General features: G+C 61.3%; 8 protein-coding genes. 6 read left to right on the top strand and 2 right to left on the bottom strand.

What is annotated here, in order from left to right; translation table 11 throughout:
* Window positions 1-98: 98 nt before the first annotated feature.
* The 4 genes from BW978_RS16405 (at window position 99) to BW978_RS16390 (ending at window position 4,123) form a co-directional block, all read left to right on the top strand.
* Entirely contained in the window at window positions 99-956 is an 858-nt protein-coding gene (locus BW978_RS16405) for an SDR family oxidoreductase (RefSeq protein ID WP_076396917.1), read from the top strand.
* A 42-nt stretch (window positions 957-998) separates the two neighbouring features.
* Window positions 999-1,805, top strand: coding sequence for an alkaline phosphatase family protein (locus BW978_RS16400; RefSeq protein ID WP_076396916.1), 807 nt, complete (start codon window positions 999-1,001; stop codon window positions 1,803-1,805).
* 69 nt (window positions 1,806-1,874) lie between these two features.
* Window positions 1,875-2,591 carry an SDR family oxidoreductase gene (locus BW978_RS16395; RefSeq protein ID WP_083697616.1) on the top strand — a complete coding sequence of 239 codons (717 nt, stop codon included), beginning with the start codon at window positions 1,875-1,877 and terminating at the stop codon, window positions 2,589-2,591.
* Window positions 2,585-4,123: a cryptochrome/photolyase family protein gene (locus tag BW978_RS16390; RefSeq protein ID WP_076396915.1), complete on the top strand. Its 1,539-nt coding sequence runs from the start codon at window positions 2,585-2,587 to the stop codon at window positions 4,121-4,123. The genes BW978_RS16395 and BW978_RS16390 overlap by 7 nt, the downstream gene beginning before the upstream one ends.
* Before the next feature lie 15 nt (window positions 4,124-4,138).
* On the opposite strand, the gene BW978_RS16385 is transcribed toward BW978_RS16390, so the two are convergent.
* Window positions 4,139-5,884, bottom strand: coding sequence for a glucan ABC transporter ATP-binding protein/ permease (locus BW978_RS16385; protein ID WP_076396914.1), 1,746 nt, complete (start codon window positions 5,882-5,884; stop codon window positions 4,139-4,141).
* A gap of 278 nt (window positions 5,885-6,162) precedes the next feature.
* On the opposite strand from BW978_RS16385, the gene BW978_RS16380 reads away from it, so the two are divergent.
* Together BW978_RS16380 and pyc are read left to right on the top strand one after the other, a co-directional pair.
* Complete coding sequence (locus BW978_RS16380) at window positions 6,163-6,900, top strand: LuxR family transcriptional regulator (protein WP_076396913.1); 738 nt, start codon at window positions 6,163-6,165, stop codon at window positions 6,898-6,900.
* A gap of 117 nt (window positions 6,901-7,017) precedes the next feature.
* A complete protein-coding gene (gene pyc, locus BW978_RS16375) occupies window positions 7,018-10,479 on the top strand; it encodes a pyruvate carboxylase (RefSeq protein ID WP_076396912.1) in 3,462 nt (1,153 codons plus the stop codon).
* Window positions 10,480-10,555: 76 nt separating this feature from the next.
* Here the strand turns inward: pyc and BW978_RS16370 are convergent, their stop codons facing one another.
* Complete coding sequence (locus BW978_RS16370; protein WP_076396911.1) at window positions 10,556-19,063, bottom strand: glycoside hydrolase family 94 protein; 8,508 nt, start codon at window positions 19,061-19,063, stop codon at window positions 10,556-10,558.
* Between the last annotated feature and the right edge of the window lie 201 nt (window positions 19,064-19,264).

Here is a 19,264-nt window from a genome sequence, read left to right as displayed (position 1 = left end):
GGCGTCATGCCGGCCCTTTCCGTTTGTCGTGCGGCTCGCACGGAACCCATCCATCGCTCACCGGTTTGCCCTTGGACATCGCTACAAGGAGCAAGCCCATGGCGGACTATCCGACACCCCCGTTTTCGCAGAAAAAAGTCCCGATGCCGGGGCGCACCTCGGATATGACGCCGAGGCCCGATCACGGCGAAGAAAGCTACAAGGGTTCGGGCAAGCTCGAAGGCCTCAAGGCGATCATCACCGGTGGCGACAGCGGGATCGGCCGCGCCGTGGCGATCGCCTATGCCCGTGAAGGCGCCGACGTTCTGATTTCCTATCTCGATGAAGACGAGGACGCACAGGATACCGCCCGCTGGGTGGAAAAGGCGGGGCGCAAGGCCGTGCTGGTCCGAGGGGATATCCAAAACGCTGATCATTGCAGAGAGATTGTCGACACCGCGGTTCGTGAACTCGGCTGCGTCGATATTCTTGTCAACAATGCCGCCCATCAGGCCACCTTCGACGACATCACGGAGATCCCGGATGAGGAGTGGGAACTCACCTTTCGGGTCAACATCCATGCGATGTTCTACCTGACCAAGGCGGCCGTTCCACACATGACGAATGGCGGTTCGATCATCAACACCGCGTCGATCAATTCGGACAGCCCCAATCCGTCGCTGCTCGCTTATGCGACGACCAAGGGCGCGATCCAGAATTTCACGGCCGGTCTTGCGCAGATGCTGGCGGACAAGAACATCCGGGCCAATGCGGTAGCTCCTGGGCCGATCTGGACGCCGCTCATCCCCTCGACCATGCCGGAAGAGAAGGTCAAGAACTTCGGCCAACAGGTGCCGATGAAGCGGCCCGGGCAACCGGCCGAATTGCAAACGGCCTATGTGATGCTCGCGGATCCGCTTTCGAGTTACGTGTCCGGCGCGACCATCGCCGTCACAGGCGGGAAGCCTATCATCTAAGTCGGCCTTGCCTTTGGCGCGCGGCGTGGCAAGTTGCGCGCCATGAACAAAGTGATCCTGATCGTCCTCGACGGGCTGCGTTACGATGCGGCCCGTACCTGTCTCGGCTACATGGAAGGTCTCGTGGCTGCGGGCCGCGCCGATGTGCGCAAGCTGACCTGCGAGCTGCCGGCCATGTCACGTCCCCTCTATGAGACGTTGATGACGGGGCGGAGGCCCGTGGACCACGGCGTGGTCAGCAATGGCGTGGTGCGGCGCTCGGTGGGGGATAATCTCTTCGCGCGAGTTCGCGCACAGGGTGGAGTGACGGCTGCGGCGGCCTATCACTGGGTGTCGGAACTCTATGTCTCCTGCCCGTTCGACCGCAATCGCGATCGCGTCCTGATCGACGGTACAGGTGATATCACCCATGGCCTGTTCTACTGGGACGACCACTATCCAGACAGCCATCTCTTTGCCGATGCCGAATGGCTGATCCGTGCCAAGGCGCCGGACTTCCTCCTGCTCCATCCGATGAATGTCGATGATGCCGGCCACAAGCATGGCGGCAACAGCGTCGGCTACCGAAATGCAGCGCGCTTGCAGGGGGATTTGCTTGCACGACATCTGCCTGACTGGGTCGAGGCCGGCTACACGGTGATCGTCACCGCCGATCACGGCATGGGTGACGACGGCAATCATGCGGGGCCGACGCCAGAGGAGACCGAAGTGCCGTTTTACACGGTCGGTTTCCGGGTCGGTCTCGATGTTGTGCTCAAGCAAAGCGAGATTGCGGGACTGATTTGCCGGTTGATGGAGATCGATCCTGGCGCGATGCCAGCTTTCGACGGCGCCATCGAACGCCTCTGAGACAATCTGTGCCTGATCCGGTCTGGCTGCCTGCCGTAGTGGGTAGCACAGACCTGCAGGAGTTTTTAGATGACCGACTTTTCCGGAATGACGTCCCTTAATCCCGGCTACCGCGCGCTCGTGCTTGGGGCCAGTGGCGGTATCGGCGGCGCCTTTGCCGCTGCGATCAAGGCCGATCCGACTTGTGGCAGTGTGATCGAACTTTCGCGCAGCGTTGACGGGTTCGACATCACGGATGATGCGTCCGTCGCCGCTGCGGCCGCGCGACTTTCGGAAGCGGGCTTCAAGTTCGACCTGATCCTCTGCGCAACGGGTGCGCTCGTGATCAATGGCAATGGTCCGGAGAAGACGATCAAGGCGATCCAGGCCGATGTGATGGCCGCGCAGTTTGCGTTGAACGCGATCGGCCCAGCGCTGGCGCTCAAGCACTTCGCGCCGCTTCTCTCCAATGAGGGCAAGAGCGTTTTTGCGACGCTTTCGGCACGGGTCGGCTCGATCGGCGACAACAAGCTTGGCGGCTGGATCTCCTACCGCTCCGCAAAATCGGCGCTGAACCAGATCACCCGCACCTCGGCGATCGAAATCGCTCGTCTGCGACCGAAGAGCGTTGTGGTGGCGCTGCATCCGGGATCCGTTGATACCGGCTTTTCCGGCGGCTTCTCCAAGACACATGACAAGATCCAGCCGGCAGACAGTGTCGCGATGATGCTCTCGGTCCTTGATGGGCTGGAGCCGGCACAGACCGGTGGCTTCTTCGCCTACGATGGCCAGCCGATCGAATGGTGAAGGCATCGCGCATCCATCTCGTTCTCGGTGACCAGCTCAGTCATTCGCTGTCTGCGCTTGCCGATGCCGATCCAGCAACCTCGCTCGTGCTGATGGCGGAAGTCATGAGCGAGGCGACTTATGTGAAGCATCACAAGAAGAAGATTGCTTTTCTCTTTTCCGCCATGCGGCACTTTGCCGAGGAGTTGAGAGAGAAGGGCCTTCAGGTCCGTTATGTCACCCTGGACGATCCTCAGAACACGCAGAGCCTGAAAGGCGAACTTGCCCGCACTCTTGCCGACACCGGCGCAGCCTCCGTCCTCGTGACGGAATGTGGAGAGTGGCGTCTGGCGGACGAGATGCAGGGCTGGGAAGCCGCGCTCGGTGTGCCGGTCGAGATCCGCCAAGATGATCGTTTTCTCTGTTCGATCGAAGACTTCCGGGAGTGGCGCAAGGGCCGCAAGCAGCTGCGCATGGAGTATTTCTATCGCGACATGCGCCGGCGCCACCGCGTGCTTCTGGAGGGCGAGGAGCCTGTCGGCGGCAAGTGGAACTTCGATGCCGAGAACCGCAAACCACCGGCGGAGGGATTGAAGGGGCCAAAGCGGATCAGCCACACCAAGGATGCGATCACCAAGTCCGTGCTGGCTCTGGTCGAAGAGCGTTTCGTCGGCCACATGGGCTCGCTCGACAGCTTCCATTTTGCCGTGACCGCTGATCAGGCGGAGATGGAGCTTCAGCAGTTCATCGACGATATCCTGCCCACGTTCGGGGACTATCAGGACGCGATGGTGAAGGGCGAGCCCTATCTCTACCACTCGCTGATCTCATCCTACGTCAATGCCGGCCTTCTCATGCCGATCGACGTCATCCGCCGGGCGGAGGCCGCCTGGTTCGAAGGACGGGCGCCGCTCAATGCCGTCGAGGGCTTCATCCGGCAGATCCTCGGCTGGCGCGAATATGTCCGCGGCATCTATTGGACCGAGATGCCCGACTATGCCGGCCTCAACCATCTCTCTGCCTCGCGTACGTTGCCGCAGATGTACTGGACGGCCAGGACCGACATGGCCTGTATGAAGGGTGCAGTCGGCGACACGATCGAGCATGCCTATTCGCACCACATCCAGCGGCTGATGGTGACCGGCAACTTCGCCATGCTGGCCGGGATCGATCCGGCGCAAGTCTGCGAATGGTATCTTGCTGTCTACTCCGACGCCTATGAGTGGGTCGAACTGCCGAATACGCTCGGCATGGCGCTCTATGGCGATGGCGGCATCATGGCGAGCAAGCCCTATGCGGCGAGCGGCAAATACATCGACCGGATGAGCAATTTCTGCGGCGGCTGTCGCTACGATCCAAAGCTGACGACGGGATCGAAGGCCTGTCCGTTCAATGCGCTTTACTGGGATTTCCTCGACCGCAACACAGAGAAGCTCGCGCGCAATCCGCGGCTTTCCAACATGTATGCGACCTGGCGGCGCATGGATCCCTTCAAGCAGGACGCCATCCGCAAGCACGCCACTGAGGTGCTGGACAGACTCGATAGCCTCTGAACGGCTTCGAGAGCCTCAGATTGCCGGGCTTGGCTCTTCCTTCAGAAGGCCACTGGTGCGCAGGAGTGAGGTGAAGCGACCACCGAGCGCGCTCAGCTGATCGTAATTGCCCATCTCGATCACCTGGCCATGGTCGAGGAAGACGACAAGGTCGGCTTCGCGAATGGTCGAGAGGCGGTGGGCGATGATGAAGGTGGTGCGGTTCTTTCTGAGCCGGTCGATTGCCTGTTTGACGCGGGCTTCCGTTTCGACGTCAAGCGCGCTGGTGGCTTCGTCGAGCACGAGGATCGGGGCGTTCTTGAGGATCGCACGAGCAATGGCAATACGCTGGCGTTCGCCGCCGGACAGGCGGTTGCCGCGCTCGCCGACATGGGTGTCATAGCCGATCATGCGGCTTTCGATGAAGTCTGTCGCCGCGGCTGCTTCGGCGGCCTGGATGATTTCCTCCTCGGTCGCGTCCTCGCGACCAAGGCGGATATTGTCCTTGATCGAACGGTTCAGCAGACCTGCATCCTGGAAAACAGTCGCGATCGAGTGGCGCAGCGACTTCCTGGTCACCTTGGCGATGTCCTGGCCGTCGATGAGAATCTGACCTGACTGGGGATCATAGACACGCTGCAGGAGGTTTATGAGCGTGGTCTTGCCGGCACCCGTTGGACCGACGATCGCCACCGTCTGGCCTGCGCGGACATGGAAGGAAATGTCGCGCACGCCTTGCGTGGTCGAGGCGAAGTCGAAGCAGACGTCGCGGAATTCGACATCACCCTTGACCGACTTCAGATCGGCAGCGCCGGCGCGCTCTTCCCGTTCCTGAACGGCGTCTTCCAGCTTGTAGAAGTCCTCCAGTTTGGAACGTGCCTCGAAGATCTGGTTGATGAAGGTGATCATCTGGTCGAGGCGGGCGATCATCAGGCCGGCGAAACCGGTAAACGCAATGATGTCGCCGACTTTCAACTCGCCTCGCTGGACCAGAAGCGTGCCGATCACGAGAATGACCAGCATCGAGAGTGTCGAAGCGATGCGGTTCAGGGCACCCGCCAGCGCCCACCAGTCGAGAACCGGGTACTGGGCGGACAGCAGCTTCGCCGTGTATTCCTTGAGTGCCCGGGTCTCGGCCTCGATGCGGTTGTAGCTGTGCAGGACCGAGACGTTGCTGATCGAGTCGCTCACATGGGAAAAGACCGTGTGATAGTGGCCTTCCACCGAGGCCTGGCCTTCCTTGGTCCTGTTCATCACGGTCTTGCCGATGATGACATAGAGGACAGCCAGGATGATCAGGACCGATGTGAGGCGCACGTCCATCGAAAAGGCGGTCGGGATCAACAAGGCCAATGCGACGGCTGTCGCCAGATGGGTTCGCATGAATTCCAGCCATAGCCCGAACAGCGTCTCACCCGCGCGCAACAGCGTATGCAGGGCATTCGAGGTGCCGCGCGTGTGGTGCCAGCTGAGCGGCATGGAAATGATCTTGCCGAATGATTCGGTCAGCAGATCGGCGCGGCGGCCATGGGCCAGTCGATCAGCCTGGCGGGCGACGAGTACATAAGCGACCGTGTTGAAGACGCCGAAGCAGCCCCAGGCGATCAGGATTCCCGTGGCGTCCCGCTTTTCCGAGATCGCATCGATGATGCGACCGAAAAGAATCGGCTCCAGGATCGTAATGACAGCGAGAACAATGTTCGCGGCAACGACGAGCGAAACTCGCAATTTGTAACTTGCAAGGTATTTCAGGGCCTTGAAATAAACTTGTAGCAGGGACAACTGGGTTCACCTTTGCCTGATGTCGCGAACACGCCGAATTTCCGCTCGCGCGGTCCGCCAGCCAGAAAGGATGCCTAATGCGACAGCCATGCCGCCGCAAGATCCCACCGACGCCGAACAGCGCTTCATGGTCGGTCGAAGCTAGAATTCCGCACGTCGCCATAGGTTTCCAATAACCCATTTTGACGGTAAACGTTCAAATTGCTTCGCGTGGCTGAAAAAGCCGTCGCTCGTGGCTTTTTAATGGTAATTTTAGACGCGCATTTTGGAGAGACTTTGTGAATATCAACCAATTGCTGCATTTCCTTGTCATCGTCGACGAATGCCGATCGGCAGCCGAGGTTGTTTCGGAGCTGGAGAAACTGGTTCGAGGCTACGGCTTCGAGTATTACGGGGTTGTTCGCCAGCCGAAGCCGGACGAGAACCCGATGAACCTCGTCCTGAGCGGTCACTGGCCCGAGGGGTGGCCGCAGCTCTACATTGCGAAAAAATACGTTCTCATCGATCCGACGATCCGCTATCTGGGACAAGCCCATGCTGGCTTCCGCTGGCGCGACGCTTTGCACGCTTTCCGTGCCGATCCGCATCGCAAGCGGATGGAGCGCATGCTTGGAGACAGCCTGCGTTTCGGGCTGGCGGATGGCTACATCTTCCCCGTTCATGGGCGGACAGGTCTGTTGGGCAATATGACGGTCGGGGGACGTCCGGTCGATCTCTCGCCGACGGAGATTACGCTGTTCGATGCAGCGGCGAAGAAGGCCTACTGGCGTCTGCTCGAGTTCAGGCATGCGAACGAGACAGAAGCGACAAAGCCGATCGATACGCGAATGACACGTCGCGAAATGGAAGTGCTGAACTACCTCGCAGATGGGCTGACGTCCAACGAGATCAGCAAGATCCTAAAGATCTCCAACCATACGGTCGACTGGTACATGAATGGTATTCAGGACAAACTGAATGCGAAAAATCGCCAGCATGTCGTGGCTTTGTCGTTCCGTCTCGGCCTGGTGACCTGAGAAGGAGCGGAATCTTCTCGAGGTCGACCAAGGCAAATTGAACTTCCTAAAACAACGCGCTATGACTTTTCTTCGCAGGTGCACAATGCCCTGGCATATCGTTTTGGGGAGATCGAATTGCCAATATCCAAGATCCTTGTCGCCAACCGTTCGGAAATCGCGATCCGTGTCTTTCGCGCCGCCAACGAGCTCGGTCTGAAAACGGTCGCCATCTGGGCCGAGGAAGACAAACTCGCGCTGCACCGCTTCAAGGCGGACGAGAGCTACCAGGTTGGCCGCGGTCCGCATCTGGAGAGGGATCTTGGCCCGATCGAAAGCTATCTGTCGATCGATGAGATCATCCGCGTTGCCAAGCTGTCGGGCGCCGATGCCATTCACCCGGGCTATGGCCTCCTGTCGGAAAGTCCCGAATTCGTCGACGCCTGCAACGATGCAGGTCTGATTTTCATCGGCCCGAAAAGCGATACGATGCGCCAGCTCGGCAATAAGGTTGCCGCCCGCAATCTCGCCATCAGCGTCGGCGTGCCGGTCGTACCCGCCACCAATCCGCTGCCGGACGACGAGGCCGAGATCCATCGGCTTGCCGCAGAGATCGGTTATCCCGTCATGCTCAAGGCCTCCTGGGGCGGCGGTGGCCGCGGCATGCGCGCCATTCGCGACCCGAAGGACCTGCTGCGTGAGGTCACGGAAGGCAAACGCGAGGCAATGGCCGCGTTCGGCAAGGACGAGGTCTACCTCGAGAAGCTCGTCGAGCGTGCGCGCCACGTCGAGAGCCAGGTGCTCGGCGACACGCATGGCAATGTCGTGCATCTCTTCGAACGTGACTGCTCGATCCAGCGCCGCAACCAGAAGGTCGTCGAGCGGGCGCCAGCGCCCTATCTCAACGAAGCGCAGCGCCAGGAGCTGGCCGACTACTCGCTCCGTATCGCCAAGGCGACCAGCTATATCGGCGCCGGCACCGTCGAATATCTGATGGATGCCGACACCGGCAAATTCTACTTCATCGAGGTCAACCCGCGCATCCAGGTCGAGCACACGGTCACAGAAGTCGTGACCGGCATCGATATCGTCAAGGCACAGATCCACATCCTCGATGGCCACGCGATCGGGACGCCGGAATCGGGCGTGCCCAAGCAGGCTGACATCCGCCTCAACGGCCACGCGCTGCAGTGCCGCATCACCACCGAGGATCCGGAACAGAACTTCATTCCCGACTATGGCCGCATCACCGCCTATCGTTCGGCTGCCGGTTTCGGCATTCGTCTCGATGGTGGTACTGCCTATTCGGGTGCGATCATCACCCGCTACTATGATCCGCTGCTGGTCAAGGTAACGGCGTCGGGCAGCACGCCGCAGGAAGCGATCAGCCGCATGGACCGCGCGCTGCGCGAGTTCCGCATCCGTGGTGTTGCCACCAACTTGACCTTCCTCGAAGCGATCATCGGCCATCCGAGCTTCCGCGACAATTCCTACACGACCCGTTTCATCGATACGACGCCGGAACTCTTCCAGCAGGTGAAGCGTCAGGACCGTGCGACGAAGCTTCTCACCTATCTCGCTGATGTGACCGTCAACGGCCATCCGGAAGTCAAGGGTCGTCCCAAGCCGCCGGCCGATGCCGCCGAGCCGGTCGTTCCCTATATCGACGCCGATATCAAGCCGGGCACAAAGCAGCTGCTCGACGAACTCGGGCCGAAGAAGTTCGGCGACTGGATGCGCAACGAAAAGCGCATCCTGATGACCGACACGACCATGCGTGACGGCCACCAGTCGCTGCTGGCGACGCGTGTCCGCACACATGATATCGCGAGGATCGCCGATACCTATGCGCGGGCGCTGCCGAACCTGTTCTCGCTCGAGTGCTGGGGTGGCGCGACCTTCGACGTCTCCATGCGCTTCCTGACGGAAGACCCGTGGGAGCGTCTCCAGCTGGTGCGTGAAGGCGCGCCGAACCTGCTGCTGCAGATGCTGCTGCGCGGCGCGAACGGCGTCGGCTACAAGAACTACCCCGACAATGTCGTGAAGTATTTCGTCCGCCAGGCGGCCAAGGGCGGGATCGATCTCTTCCGCGTCTTCGACTGCCTGAACTGGGTCGACAACATGCGCGTGTCGATGGATGCCGTCATTGAGGAGAACAAGCTCTGCGAGGCAGTGATCTGCTACACCGGCGATCTCCTCAACTCGGCCCGTCCGAAGTATGACCTCAAGTACTATACTGCGCTTGCCACCGAGCTGGAAAAGGCCGGGGCGCATATCATCGCGGTCAAGGACATGGCGGGCCTCTTGAAGCCTGCCGCCGCCAAGGTGCTGTTCAAGGCCCTGCGCGAAGAGACGGGTTTGCCGATCCATTTCCACACCCATGACACCTCCGGCATTGCGGCTGCGACTGTGCTCGCCGCTGTCGAGGCCGGCGTCGATGCGGTCGATGCCGCCATGGACGCCTTCTCGGGCAATACCTCGCAGCCGTGCCTTGGCTCGATCGTCGAGGCCCTGCGCGGCTCCGAACGCGATCCCGGTCTCGATCCCCACTGGATCCGTCGTCTGTCCTTCTACTGGGAGGCCGTTCGCACGCAGTATGCGGCCTTCGAGAGCGACCTCAAGGGACCGGCTTCGGAAGTGTATCTGCACGAAATGCCAGGTGGCCAGTTCACCAACCTGAAGGAACAGGCCCGTTCGCTCGGCCTGGAAACTCGCTGGCACGAAGTGGCGCAAGCGTATGCCGATGCCAACCAGATGTTCGGCGACATCGTCAAGGTAACGCCGTCGTCCAAGGTCGTCGGCGACATGGCGCTGATGATGGTGAGCCAGGATCTCTCTGTGGCCGATGTCGAAAGCCCGACGAAGGACATCGCCTTCCCTGACTCGGTTGTCTCGATGCTCAAGGGTGATCTCGGTCAGCCGCCGGGCGGTTGGCCGGAAGCGTTGCAGACGAAGGTGCTGAAGGGCGAGGAGCCCTATACGGCCGTGCCGGGCTCGCTTTTGCCGCCGGCTGATCTGGACGCCGAGCGCAAGGTGATCGAGGAGAAGCTCGGTCGTGAGGTCACAGATTTCGAGTTCGCCTCTTATCTGATGTATCCCAAGGTCTTCACCGATTATGCACTGGCTGCCGACATGTATGGTCCGGTCTCGGTCATTCCGACACCGCAGTATTTCTATGGCCTGCCTGCCGGCGAGGAACTGTTCCTCGATCTCGAAAAGGGCAAGACCCTTGTCATCGTCAATCAGGCGCTTGGCCATACCGACGACAAGGGTATGGTCACCGTTTTCTTCGAACTGAACGGGCAGCCACGCCGCATCAAGGTGCCGGATCGCGCCCATGGAGCTTCGGGCAGCGCCGTCCGCCGTAAGGCGGAAACCGGCAATACCGCGCAGCTCGGTGCGCCGATGCCGGGCGTCATTTCGCAGGTTTCCGTCTCTGCCGGCCAGACAGTCAAGTCTGGCGACGTCTTGCTCTCGATCGAGGCGATGAAGATGGAAACGGCGCTGCATGCCGACCGCGACGGGACGATTGCGGAAGTGCTGGTGCGGATTGGTGACCAGATCGACGCCAAGGATTTGCTGATCGTGTATTCGGCCTGACGGCCGGCATCATTGCGAAATACGAAGAGGCCCCGCCATCGCTGGCGGGGCCTCTTTCGTTTGCTGAATTGGCTGCCTATTCGGCTGCCTTGATCTTCGGCTTGCGCGCCTGCTTCTTGGCTGGCGGCGGTGCAGGCGGCAGATCCGCACTGGTCGCCTGCATCTTGCCATCGAGGGTCACATCGTAGCCCGCAGCATTGCGTGTCACGGCGACGTCTACCTTGCGGCCGTCGAGGTCGACCTTGGCCTTGAAGCCCTCCCAATGCTCGGGCAGGGCAGGGTTCACGACAAGCTCGCCGCCCTTGCGACGAATGCCGAGGAAGCCTTCGACCGCGAAACGATAGAGCCAGCCGGCAGATCCCGTGTACCAGGTCCAACCGCCCCGTCCGGCATAGCCGTCGCCGCCATAGATATCGGCCGCAACGACATAAGGCTCGACGCGATAACGTTCCGCCTCGTCTGCCGTTTTCGCATTATTGATCGGGTTCAGCATTTCGAAGACGCGCCAGGCATCGGCGAGGCGACCCGCCTTTACCAAGGACAGGCCGAGCCAGATCGCCGCATGGGTATACTGGCCGCCGTTTTCACGCACGCCGGGCGGATAGGCACCGATGTAACCCGGATCGATCTCAGGCTTTTCGAAAGCCGGCGTGAAGAGGCGGACGATGCCATTCTCTGCGTCTACAAGCTTCGAGACGGCGGAATCGAGTGCCTTTTCGGTATGGGCGGGATCTCCCATTCCGGACAGAACACTCCAGGACTGGGCAATGGAGTCGATCTGGCACTGGCGTGAACCATTCGAACCGAGCGGCGAGCCGTCGTCGAAATAGCCACGACGATAATGCTCTCCGTCCCAACCTGCCGTTTCCAGAGCCGTTTTCAGCTTGGCGACATGATCGCCCCAGCGCGCGCTGCGGTCTCGATCGCCACGCTTGTCGGCCTGCAGCTTGAAGCGGTCCAATGTGGCGGCAAGCAACCAGCCAAGCCAGACACTTTCGCCACGGCCTTCGATCCCGACGCGGTTCATGCCGTCGTTCCAATCGCCACCGAGGATCAAGGGCAGGCCGTGTTCGCCTGTGCGGGCAATGGCGAGGTCGAGCGCGCGAGCCGCGTGCTCATAGAGATCTGCCGTTTCAGCGGCGGTATTGGGCAGGAAGAAGCTGTCATGCTGACCCTGCGTAAGCTGCGGTCCGTCGAGGAACGGGATCTGTTCCGACAGGATCGCCTGGTCACCCGTCGCCGAGACATACTGGTCGACTGCATAGGCGAGCCAGACGACGTCGTCGGAGATCATGGTGCGGACACCCGCGCCTGTCTGCGGCAGCCACCAATGTTGAACGTCCCCTTCGACGAACTGGCGCGCTGCGGCATTCAGGATCTGGCGACGGGCGAGTTGTGGTTCGACGGTCAGGAAGGCAAGGGTATCCTGCAACTGGTCACGGAAGCCGTACGCGCCGCTTGCCTGGTAGAAGCCTGCGCGCCCGAAGATGCGGCAAGCGAGCGCCTGATAGGGCAGCCAGCGATTGACGAGATTGTCGAAGGCCTTGTCGCCGGTCTCCACCGAGAGTTTGCCGGTGAAGCCTGTCCAGAAGTCGTGGTTGGCCTTGAGGGCCGTCTCGAAGCCTGAGCCGCGGACCGTCTTGACGAGATCGACTGCGGCTTCCGCCGTATCGGTTTCACCAAGCAGGAAGGTCATGTCGCGCGACTGACCGGGAGCAAGCTCGACATCGAAGGCGATGGCGGCGCAAGGGTCGCTTTCGCTCTCGATCGACCCTGTGAGCCCGGAGGCGCGGGCGACGGCCTGTGGCAGCTTGATCGTGCCGTTGCGTCCGATGAATTCGCGCCGGCTGGCTGTATAGCCGTCCGGTTGTTCGGGTCCAGCCAGGAAGGCGAAACGGCCGGAATAGTTGATGTCATAGGGATTGGAGGCGAGCAGTGCCCCGGTCTCCTCATCGAAGCTCGACAGAACGAAAGGTGCGGTGCGGGCTGGATTGTTGCCCAGCACCCATTCTGCGTAGCCATAGATGCGGAATTTGCGCGGCTCCGGGCTCGCGTTCTTCAGGCGGATCTTTGTAAGCTTGACCGGGCGCTCGCGATCCACAGTCTGGGTCAGTTCGATCTCCAGATCGCCGTGCTGGCTGATGAAGGTCGAGTAACCCATGCCATGACGGGTCTCGAAGGTCGCTGCGGGATCGAGGTTCAGGGCGCTCACGGTCGCATAGGCGCGTCCGCTGCCGAGATCCGTGACATAAAATGCCTCGCCCGGCCGGTTGACGACGGGGTCGTTGGTCCACGGCGTTACCTGGTAGTCGCGCGAGTTCTGGCTCCAGGTGAAGCCGGCCCCTTCGGCCGAGACGTGGAAGCCGAAGTTCTCATTGGCGATGACGTTGATCCACGGCTGCGGCGTTGCCGCAGATCCATTGAGGCGCACAACATATTCCGAACCGTCGCTCGAGAAGCCGCCGAAGCCGTTCCAGAAGTCGAGGTCCGAACCGTCGACCGGTGGCGCCGCCTTTGCGGGTGCTGGCAGCGCTGGCGGAAGGCCTGCCCATTCCGTTTCGCCGTCGATCGTGCGGGGTGTCGCAAAGAGCGAGACGGCGCGGTTCACCTGGTCGACGATCTTGCCGTTGCGGGTGTGCAGCACGACGCGTGCAGCCGCCAGGACCGCGAGCGTCGAGCCCTCGTCCTGAAGGTCGTCGCGGACCGTGAACACGTGCTGGCGACCGCCGGGCAGGCGGTGGCGCAGATTGTCCGCCATCTGGTCGAGTGCATGTTGCATGTCCTGGGCATAGGAGGTCGCCCGCTCGTTGATGACAGCGAGATCGGCGACGACGCCACGGCGACGCAGATATTCCAGCGCGCTCATCGCTTCCCGCGCTATGTCCATGTCCATGTCGTCGTTGATGCGGAGCGCGAAGATCGGGAAGTCGCCCGAAATCGCCATAGGCCAAAGCGTCGATTGCGACCGCAGGCCCTTGCGGACGGTCTCGGGATCTGCCCGCAGATGATTGTCGGGATAGACGAGGTAGCGGCCGAGATGCTGGAAGGCTGCCGCCTGCTGTGAGGTGATGCCGATGTGGCGAAGCTCGACCTGGGCGCGTGTCCAGGCGTGGATGAGCTCGTGGCTGAAGGCATCCGGATGGCGGTAGCGTTCGATCGCCTGGTCGATTTCCTCGCGGTTCGGGGCCGCCATGGTCCAGAAGATCACCTGGACCTTCTTGCCGGCCGGCACGCGGACCACGCGGCGGAGGCTGAAGATCGGATCTAGCGTGAAGCCTTCCGTGCCGGAGAGATTAGCACCCGGATCGAAAGCTGCTGCCTCGCCGAGGCTGCGACCACGGCCGAGGAACTTCCGGCGATCTGTTTCAAACTCGGTGGGGCGACCCTGTCCGGCGCTGTCGACCACCAGATGGGCAACGCAGATATCCGGATCGGACGGGCTGCGCTTGTTGCGCTCGGCGCGAATGACGTCTCGGCGGCGACCGAATTCGGTCTTGACGAACATGCGCGAGAAGAGCGGGTGGGCGTTGTCGCTATCCTCGTAGGCGAGCACCGGCTCGGTGTAGGACGTCACCTCAATGTAGCGGTCTTCCGTCCCGGTATTCAGGATCGTCAGCCTGCGGCCTTCGGCATCATGCTCCGTGCCGACAATGCATTCGACAGACGTCGAGATGTCGCCGACGGTCTTGAAGAATTCCGCCTTGTCGTCGCCGAAGATGACCTTGGTCTTTTCGTCTTCTGCGCGACGCGGCGTCGATGTCGCCGACCACCACTCGTTGGTCGCGGTATCGCGCAGGAAGAGGAAGGTGCCCCAGCGGTCTTCGGTCGTGTCGGGTTTCCAACGGGTGACGGACTGACCGTTCCAGCGCGAAAAGCCGGAGCCGGTGGCTGTCATCATGACCGAATAGTGGCCATTCGAAAGGAAGACGACTTCGCGGTCCTTGGTAGCAGGATCCTCGATCGTGCGGACTTCGGCGCGCAGAAGGTCCGCCTGGCCCTTGCCCGGAGTCTGCGGCTCATATTTCGCGCTCATGACCGGGATTTCGCGCGGCGTCTTCTCCTGCAGGAGAAGTTCCGCCGCTTCGATCACCGGATCGGCATGGAAGAGCGCGCGCAGACGGCCGTTGAAGGCGACGTTGGCGATGGCTGCGATCGACATGCCATGATGGTGGGCATAATAGTTTTTCACCACGGCGCACTTCTTGCCGTCCGGCAAACGCGTCGGGGTGAAGTCGACCGCATCATGGAAGCCGAAGGGGCCAAGCGCGCCCAGCTTGCGCAGTCGCTTCAAGTTCTCAAGTGCGGCTTCCGGATAATACTGGCTGGCGAGGATCGAGGCATAGGGTGCCACAACGGCGTTCTGGCCGAGGCCGCGTTTCAGCCCGAGAGTCGGCACACCGAAGTTGGTGTACTGATAGTTCATCTCGTGGTCGCGGGCGTTGAAGGCCGCTTCCGAAATGCCCCAGGGGATGTTCAGCCGACGGCCGTGGTTCATCTGTTCTATGACCACGAGATTGTTCGTCTGGTTGAGAATGCCACCCTGTCGCTCCTGCATGACGAGCGGCGGCATCAGATATTCGAACATCGAGCCCGACCAGGAGATCAGTGCAGCGCGGGCACCGATCGGCACGACCTGGCGACCGAGGCGGTACCAGTGTTCCGTCGGCAGATCACCCTTGGCGATCGCAAACAGGCTGGTCAGACGGCATTCCGACGCGAGCAGGTCGTAGCAGGCCTCGTCCAGTTCGCGGGCGTCGACGCGATAGCCGATCGACAGCAGACGACGCTCCGGACGGAAGAGGAAGGTGAAATCCATCGAGAAGGCGAGGTTGCGGGCGCGCTCGGAGAGCTGGCTCAGGCGCTGGCGCAGCGGATCGATGTTCGAGAGGTCGAATGCGGTGTCGGCAATGTGGGCTTCGCAAACCGAGACCAGAGATTCCGTCCAGCGAACGACTTCCGCACTCGCTTCGGAGCGGATCTCGTGGTGGAGGTTTGCCGCCAGTTTTTGTGCATCGCGCGCGAGCACTGCAAGATTGATGATGCGGATCGAGGCGAATTCATGCTCGCGCTTGACGGCGGCAAGCGCCGTGTTGAAGCCGATGATGCGTTCCTCAAGACGACGACGGAGCGGACGCACCGTCTTTCGGTCGTCCGGCAGCTCGCCGAGGACTTCGAGCAGGATGCCGCCGACATCGCCGATGCCGTCGAAATTGCCCTGAAGGTGTGCGGACGGTGCTTCCGCCCATTCGCGGCAGGCCGAGGAGATTGCGATCAGGTGGCCGGCGAGATTGCCGCTGTCGACCGCCGAAATGTACTTCGGCCCAAGCGTGTTAAGCGTGTCCGTGTAGTACCAGTTGTAGAGATGGCCCCGATACTTCTCCATCCGTTCAACGGTGGAGATCGTCTGCTCCATTCGCTCGATGGTCTGTTCGAAGCTCAGCCAGCCGAAATGACGAGCAGAGACGACCGAGAGCAGATAGACGCCGATATTGGTCGGCGAGGTGCGATGGGCGATCAGCGGCTCCGGCGTTTCCTGGAAGTTGTCCGGGGGGAGATAGTTGTCGCCGGCCGTCGTGAAGGTCTCGTAGTAGCGCCAGGTGCGACGAGCGATCTTGCGCAGTTCGTACGAGACGTTTTCCGGAACCTCGAGGCTGTCTTCGGTTTCGGCCGACTGGCTGACATACCAGGCGAGCAGCGGCGACAGGACCCAGAGGAAAGCGAAGGGAAGACCGATCAGATAGCCATAGCCGCCCGGCAGTGCCGCAACGCCGACCGAGAGGATGGCGAGGATCGGCGCATGGCGCATGTTCTGGTAATAGGAGGTGATCGTACCCTGGGCCGCCGACTGGACGCTGGCGGCCGTCCGCCATTCGAGCAGGAGCTTGCGGCTCACAAACATGCGATAAAGCGAACGGGCGATGGCATCCGCCATCATGCAGGCATTGTCGGCGATGAAGACGATGCGAAGCGCGACCTGGGCGTTGATGGAGCGGACTTCCGACCACAGCGTCTGGAAATGCGCGGCTGGCACGATGTCCGTCTGGCGCGGGACGATGCCCGACAAAAGCGACAGGGTCGGGGCGACGAAGAGGCTGAAAATCAGAAGCAGCTGCCAGATGGTGGCGCCGACCGGCTCCATGGTGGCCCAGCCGAGAACAGAGGCGGCATACCAGGCGATCGGGGTCAGCGAGCGGCGCAGGTTGTCGACCATCTTCCAGCGGCCTAGGCTGGTGATGCCGCGACTGGTATCGCCGATATAGGGGATGAGCTGCCAGTCGCCGCGGGCCCAGCGGTGCTGGCGCGAGATCTCGACCTCGTATCGGGTCGGAAAGTCTTCGACCAGCTCGACATCGGTGACCAGTGCGCAGCGGGCGAACGAACCTTCGAGCAGGTCGTGGCTGAGCACACTGTTCTCGTCGATGCGGCCCTTGATCGCCGTTTCGAAAGCATCGACGTCATAGAGGCCCTTGCCGGTGAAGGTGCCCTCGGACGTGATGTCCTGGTAGACGTCGGAGACCGTGAAGACGTAAGGGTCGAGGCCGCGGTTCATCGAGAAGATGCGCTGGAAGACCGATGCATCCTTGCCTGTGGTCAGCGAGGGCGTGACGCGCGGCTGCAGAACGCCGTAGCCGCTGATCACGCGGCCGGTCTTCTCGTCATGCACGGGACGATTGATCGGATGGTGCATCTTGCCGACAAGCTTGGTGACGGCGTCGCGCATCAGGCGGGTGTCGGCATCGAGCGTCATCACGTAACGCACGTTTTCCGGCACCATGTTGGCGCCCGGCAGATAGGACGTGTCACGGTCGCCGCGCAGCAGCAGGTTCAGCTCGTGCAGTTTGCCGCGCTTGCGCTCCCAGCCCATCCAGCAGCCTTCTGCCTCGTTGTAGAGGCGACGACGATGCAAGAGGTAGAAGCGGGTCTTGCCGCCGAAATCGTAGCGGCCATTGAGCTGGGCAAGTTCGCGCTTGGCATAGTCGAGGACCTCCAGATCAGCGGGGGTCTCTTCCGTCTGGCTGTCCTTCCAGTCGCTCAAGAGCGCGAAATAGATCTCGCCATGCGGGTTGGTCAGGTAGTGGACTTCGAGATTGCGGATGAGTTCGTCGACGTCGTCACGCTTGGTGATCATGCACGGCACGACGACGAGGGTGCGTGCTTCGTCGGGAATGCCTTGCTTGAACTCGTAGCCGGTCAGGCGGAACGGCTTGACGAAGAAGGTGACCAGCGTGTTGAACAGTCCCGTCGCGCCTTCGGAAACTGGCAACGAGACCAGGACCAGCAGGACCAGGATGAGCGAGGTCGGCAGGCCGGCTTGGTTGAGGAAGTAACCGACAATCGCAAGGGCTGCGACGGTGAGCGCAATAACGGGGATCGCGATAGAGAGCCAGTTCAGGCGCTTGATGCCGTCGGTCAGGATCCGGGAGAGAGGCTGGCTGTAGCCGATGGCGTTTTCCAGCTCGGTCCGTCTGTTGCCGACGAGATAGCTTCCCACGTCGAGTTGTCCATCGGGGCCTGCCGACTGTGTCGCCAGATCGATCGCCGTCTGGGCAATCTCGATCTCGCTCTGGTCGCAGCGACGCGCGAGCCTTTCGATTGTGTTGCGGTAGGCGTTTCGCGAGCCGAAATCGAGTTCGCGGTAATCGGTGTGCTGGCCCAGGACCCGGTCGACATGGCTGACCTCTTCGACCCAGACCGACCATTCCTTGTCGTCGATCTCGCGGAGGCCACGCACGATGTTGCCCATCGTGACATTGCCGGAGGAGAGACGGTTGTGTTCGGCGTCCATCGCCTCCTGGGCGGTGCGGCCGGCCGCTTCCAGTCGGCTTTCCAGCCATTCGACGGCAAAGCTCGTGTTCTGCGAGCCATTGCGCAGGCGGTACAGGAACTGTGTCGCGAACGTATTGTCGTCGGCCAGTTGCTCGATCTGGCTGAGGTAGGTGGCGGCTGCGACCGGGTCGTTCAGGCGAATGATCTCGTCGGCAACCTCATTGGCCCGGCGGCGCATCCGGCGGGAGCGATCGACGCGGGTTGCGATGCGTCGGAGGTTTTCGATGAGCACGAAGCGCGCGATCGATGGCAGTGCCCAAAGTTCGCCGATCTCCAGCGTCTGGTGCTGCTGATAGCCCTCGACCAGGGCCGTCATGCTTTCCTGGCTGACCGTCGAGTGGGTGTGGGCGACGTAGAGCCAGGCCAGCGCCATGGTCCTAGGGATTTCGCGGCTTCCGATCTTCATCGTCGGCAGCTGGCGATAGAATTTCTTCGGGAAGTCTCGGCGAACTTCCTGGATCGCTTCTTCGATGATGTAGTGATTGTCGAGCAACCACTCCGCCGCAGGCGTGATCGTGGCCCCGGCTTCGACGTCAGCCGCCGTCGCGCGGTAGACGCGGAGGATCTCGCGCTCGTTTTCCTTGTGCCGAGCAAAGAAATCGAAGTCCATCAGGCTCGGGAGTTCTTCGACGCCGTTCAGCGCCAGCGAAGCGGCGCTCTCCCGCAATTCCTCGATCGTAAAATAGGCAGATCGTATGGAATCGTTGTGGTCGATCTGCTTGGTTTCGAGGTCGCGCGATTGGACATGCAGCGTCATGAAAATTAGGTTCTCGGTTCGATGGTTCAATAGAAAGCCGTTGTGGTCCGACCGTCCGGTCTTCGCCGCTGCGCCTCATTGCACAAAATTGGGTTGTTGACCAACAATCGAGGCAGAAAGAGGCCGTAATGCGACGGTTAACAGAGGCGGTTGAACTCTCTTTGCGACTTTCGCATCCAGGCAGGTGAATTGGCGTTTTTA

The organism is Rhizobium sp. RU33A (assembly GCF_900156055.1).
GTDB lineage: Bacteria > Pseudomonadota > Alphaproteobacteria > Rhizobiales > Rhizobiaceae > Allorhizobium.
Note: the sequence above shows the minus strand (reverse complement) of the source record. Positions and strands in the feature narration are given on the sequence as shown.

Bases quoted from the DNA above. Each gene is read 5' to 3' on its own strand.
- BW978_RS16405 (WP_076396917.1), top strand. From the start codon at position 99: ATGGCGGACTATCCGACACCCCCGTTTTCGCAGAAAAAAGTCCCGATG.
- BW978_RS16395 (WP_083697616.1), top strand. From the start codon at position 1,875: ATGACCGACTTTTCCGGAATGACGTCCCTTAATCCCGGCTACCGCGCG.
- BW978_RS16400 (WP_076396916.1), top strand. From the start codon at position 999: ATGAACAAAGTGATCCTGATCGTCCTCGACGGGCTGCGTTACGATGCG.
- BW978_RS16390 (WP_076396915.1), top strand. From the start codon at position 2,585: ATGGTGAAGGCATCGCGCATCCATCTCGTTCTCGGTGACCAGCTCAGT.
- BW978_RS16370 (WP_076396911.1), bottom strand. From the start codon at position 19,063: ATGACGCTGCATGTCCAATCGCGCGACCTCGAAACCAAGCAGATCGAC.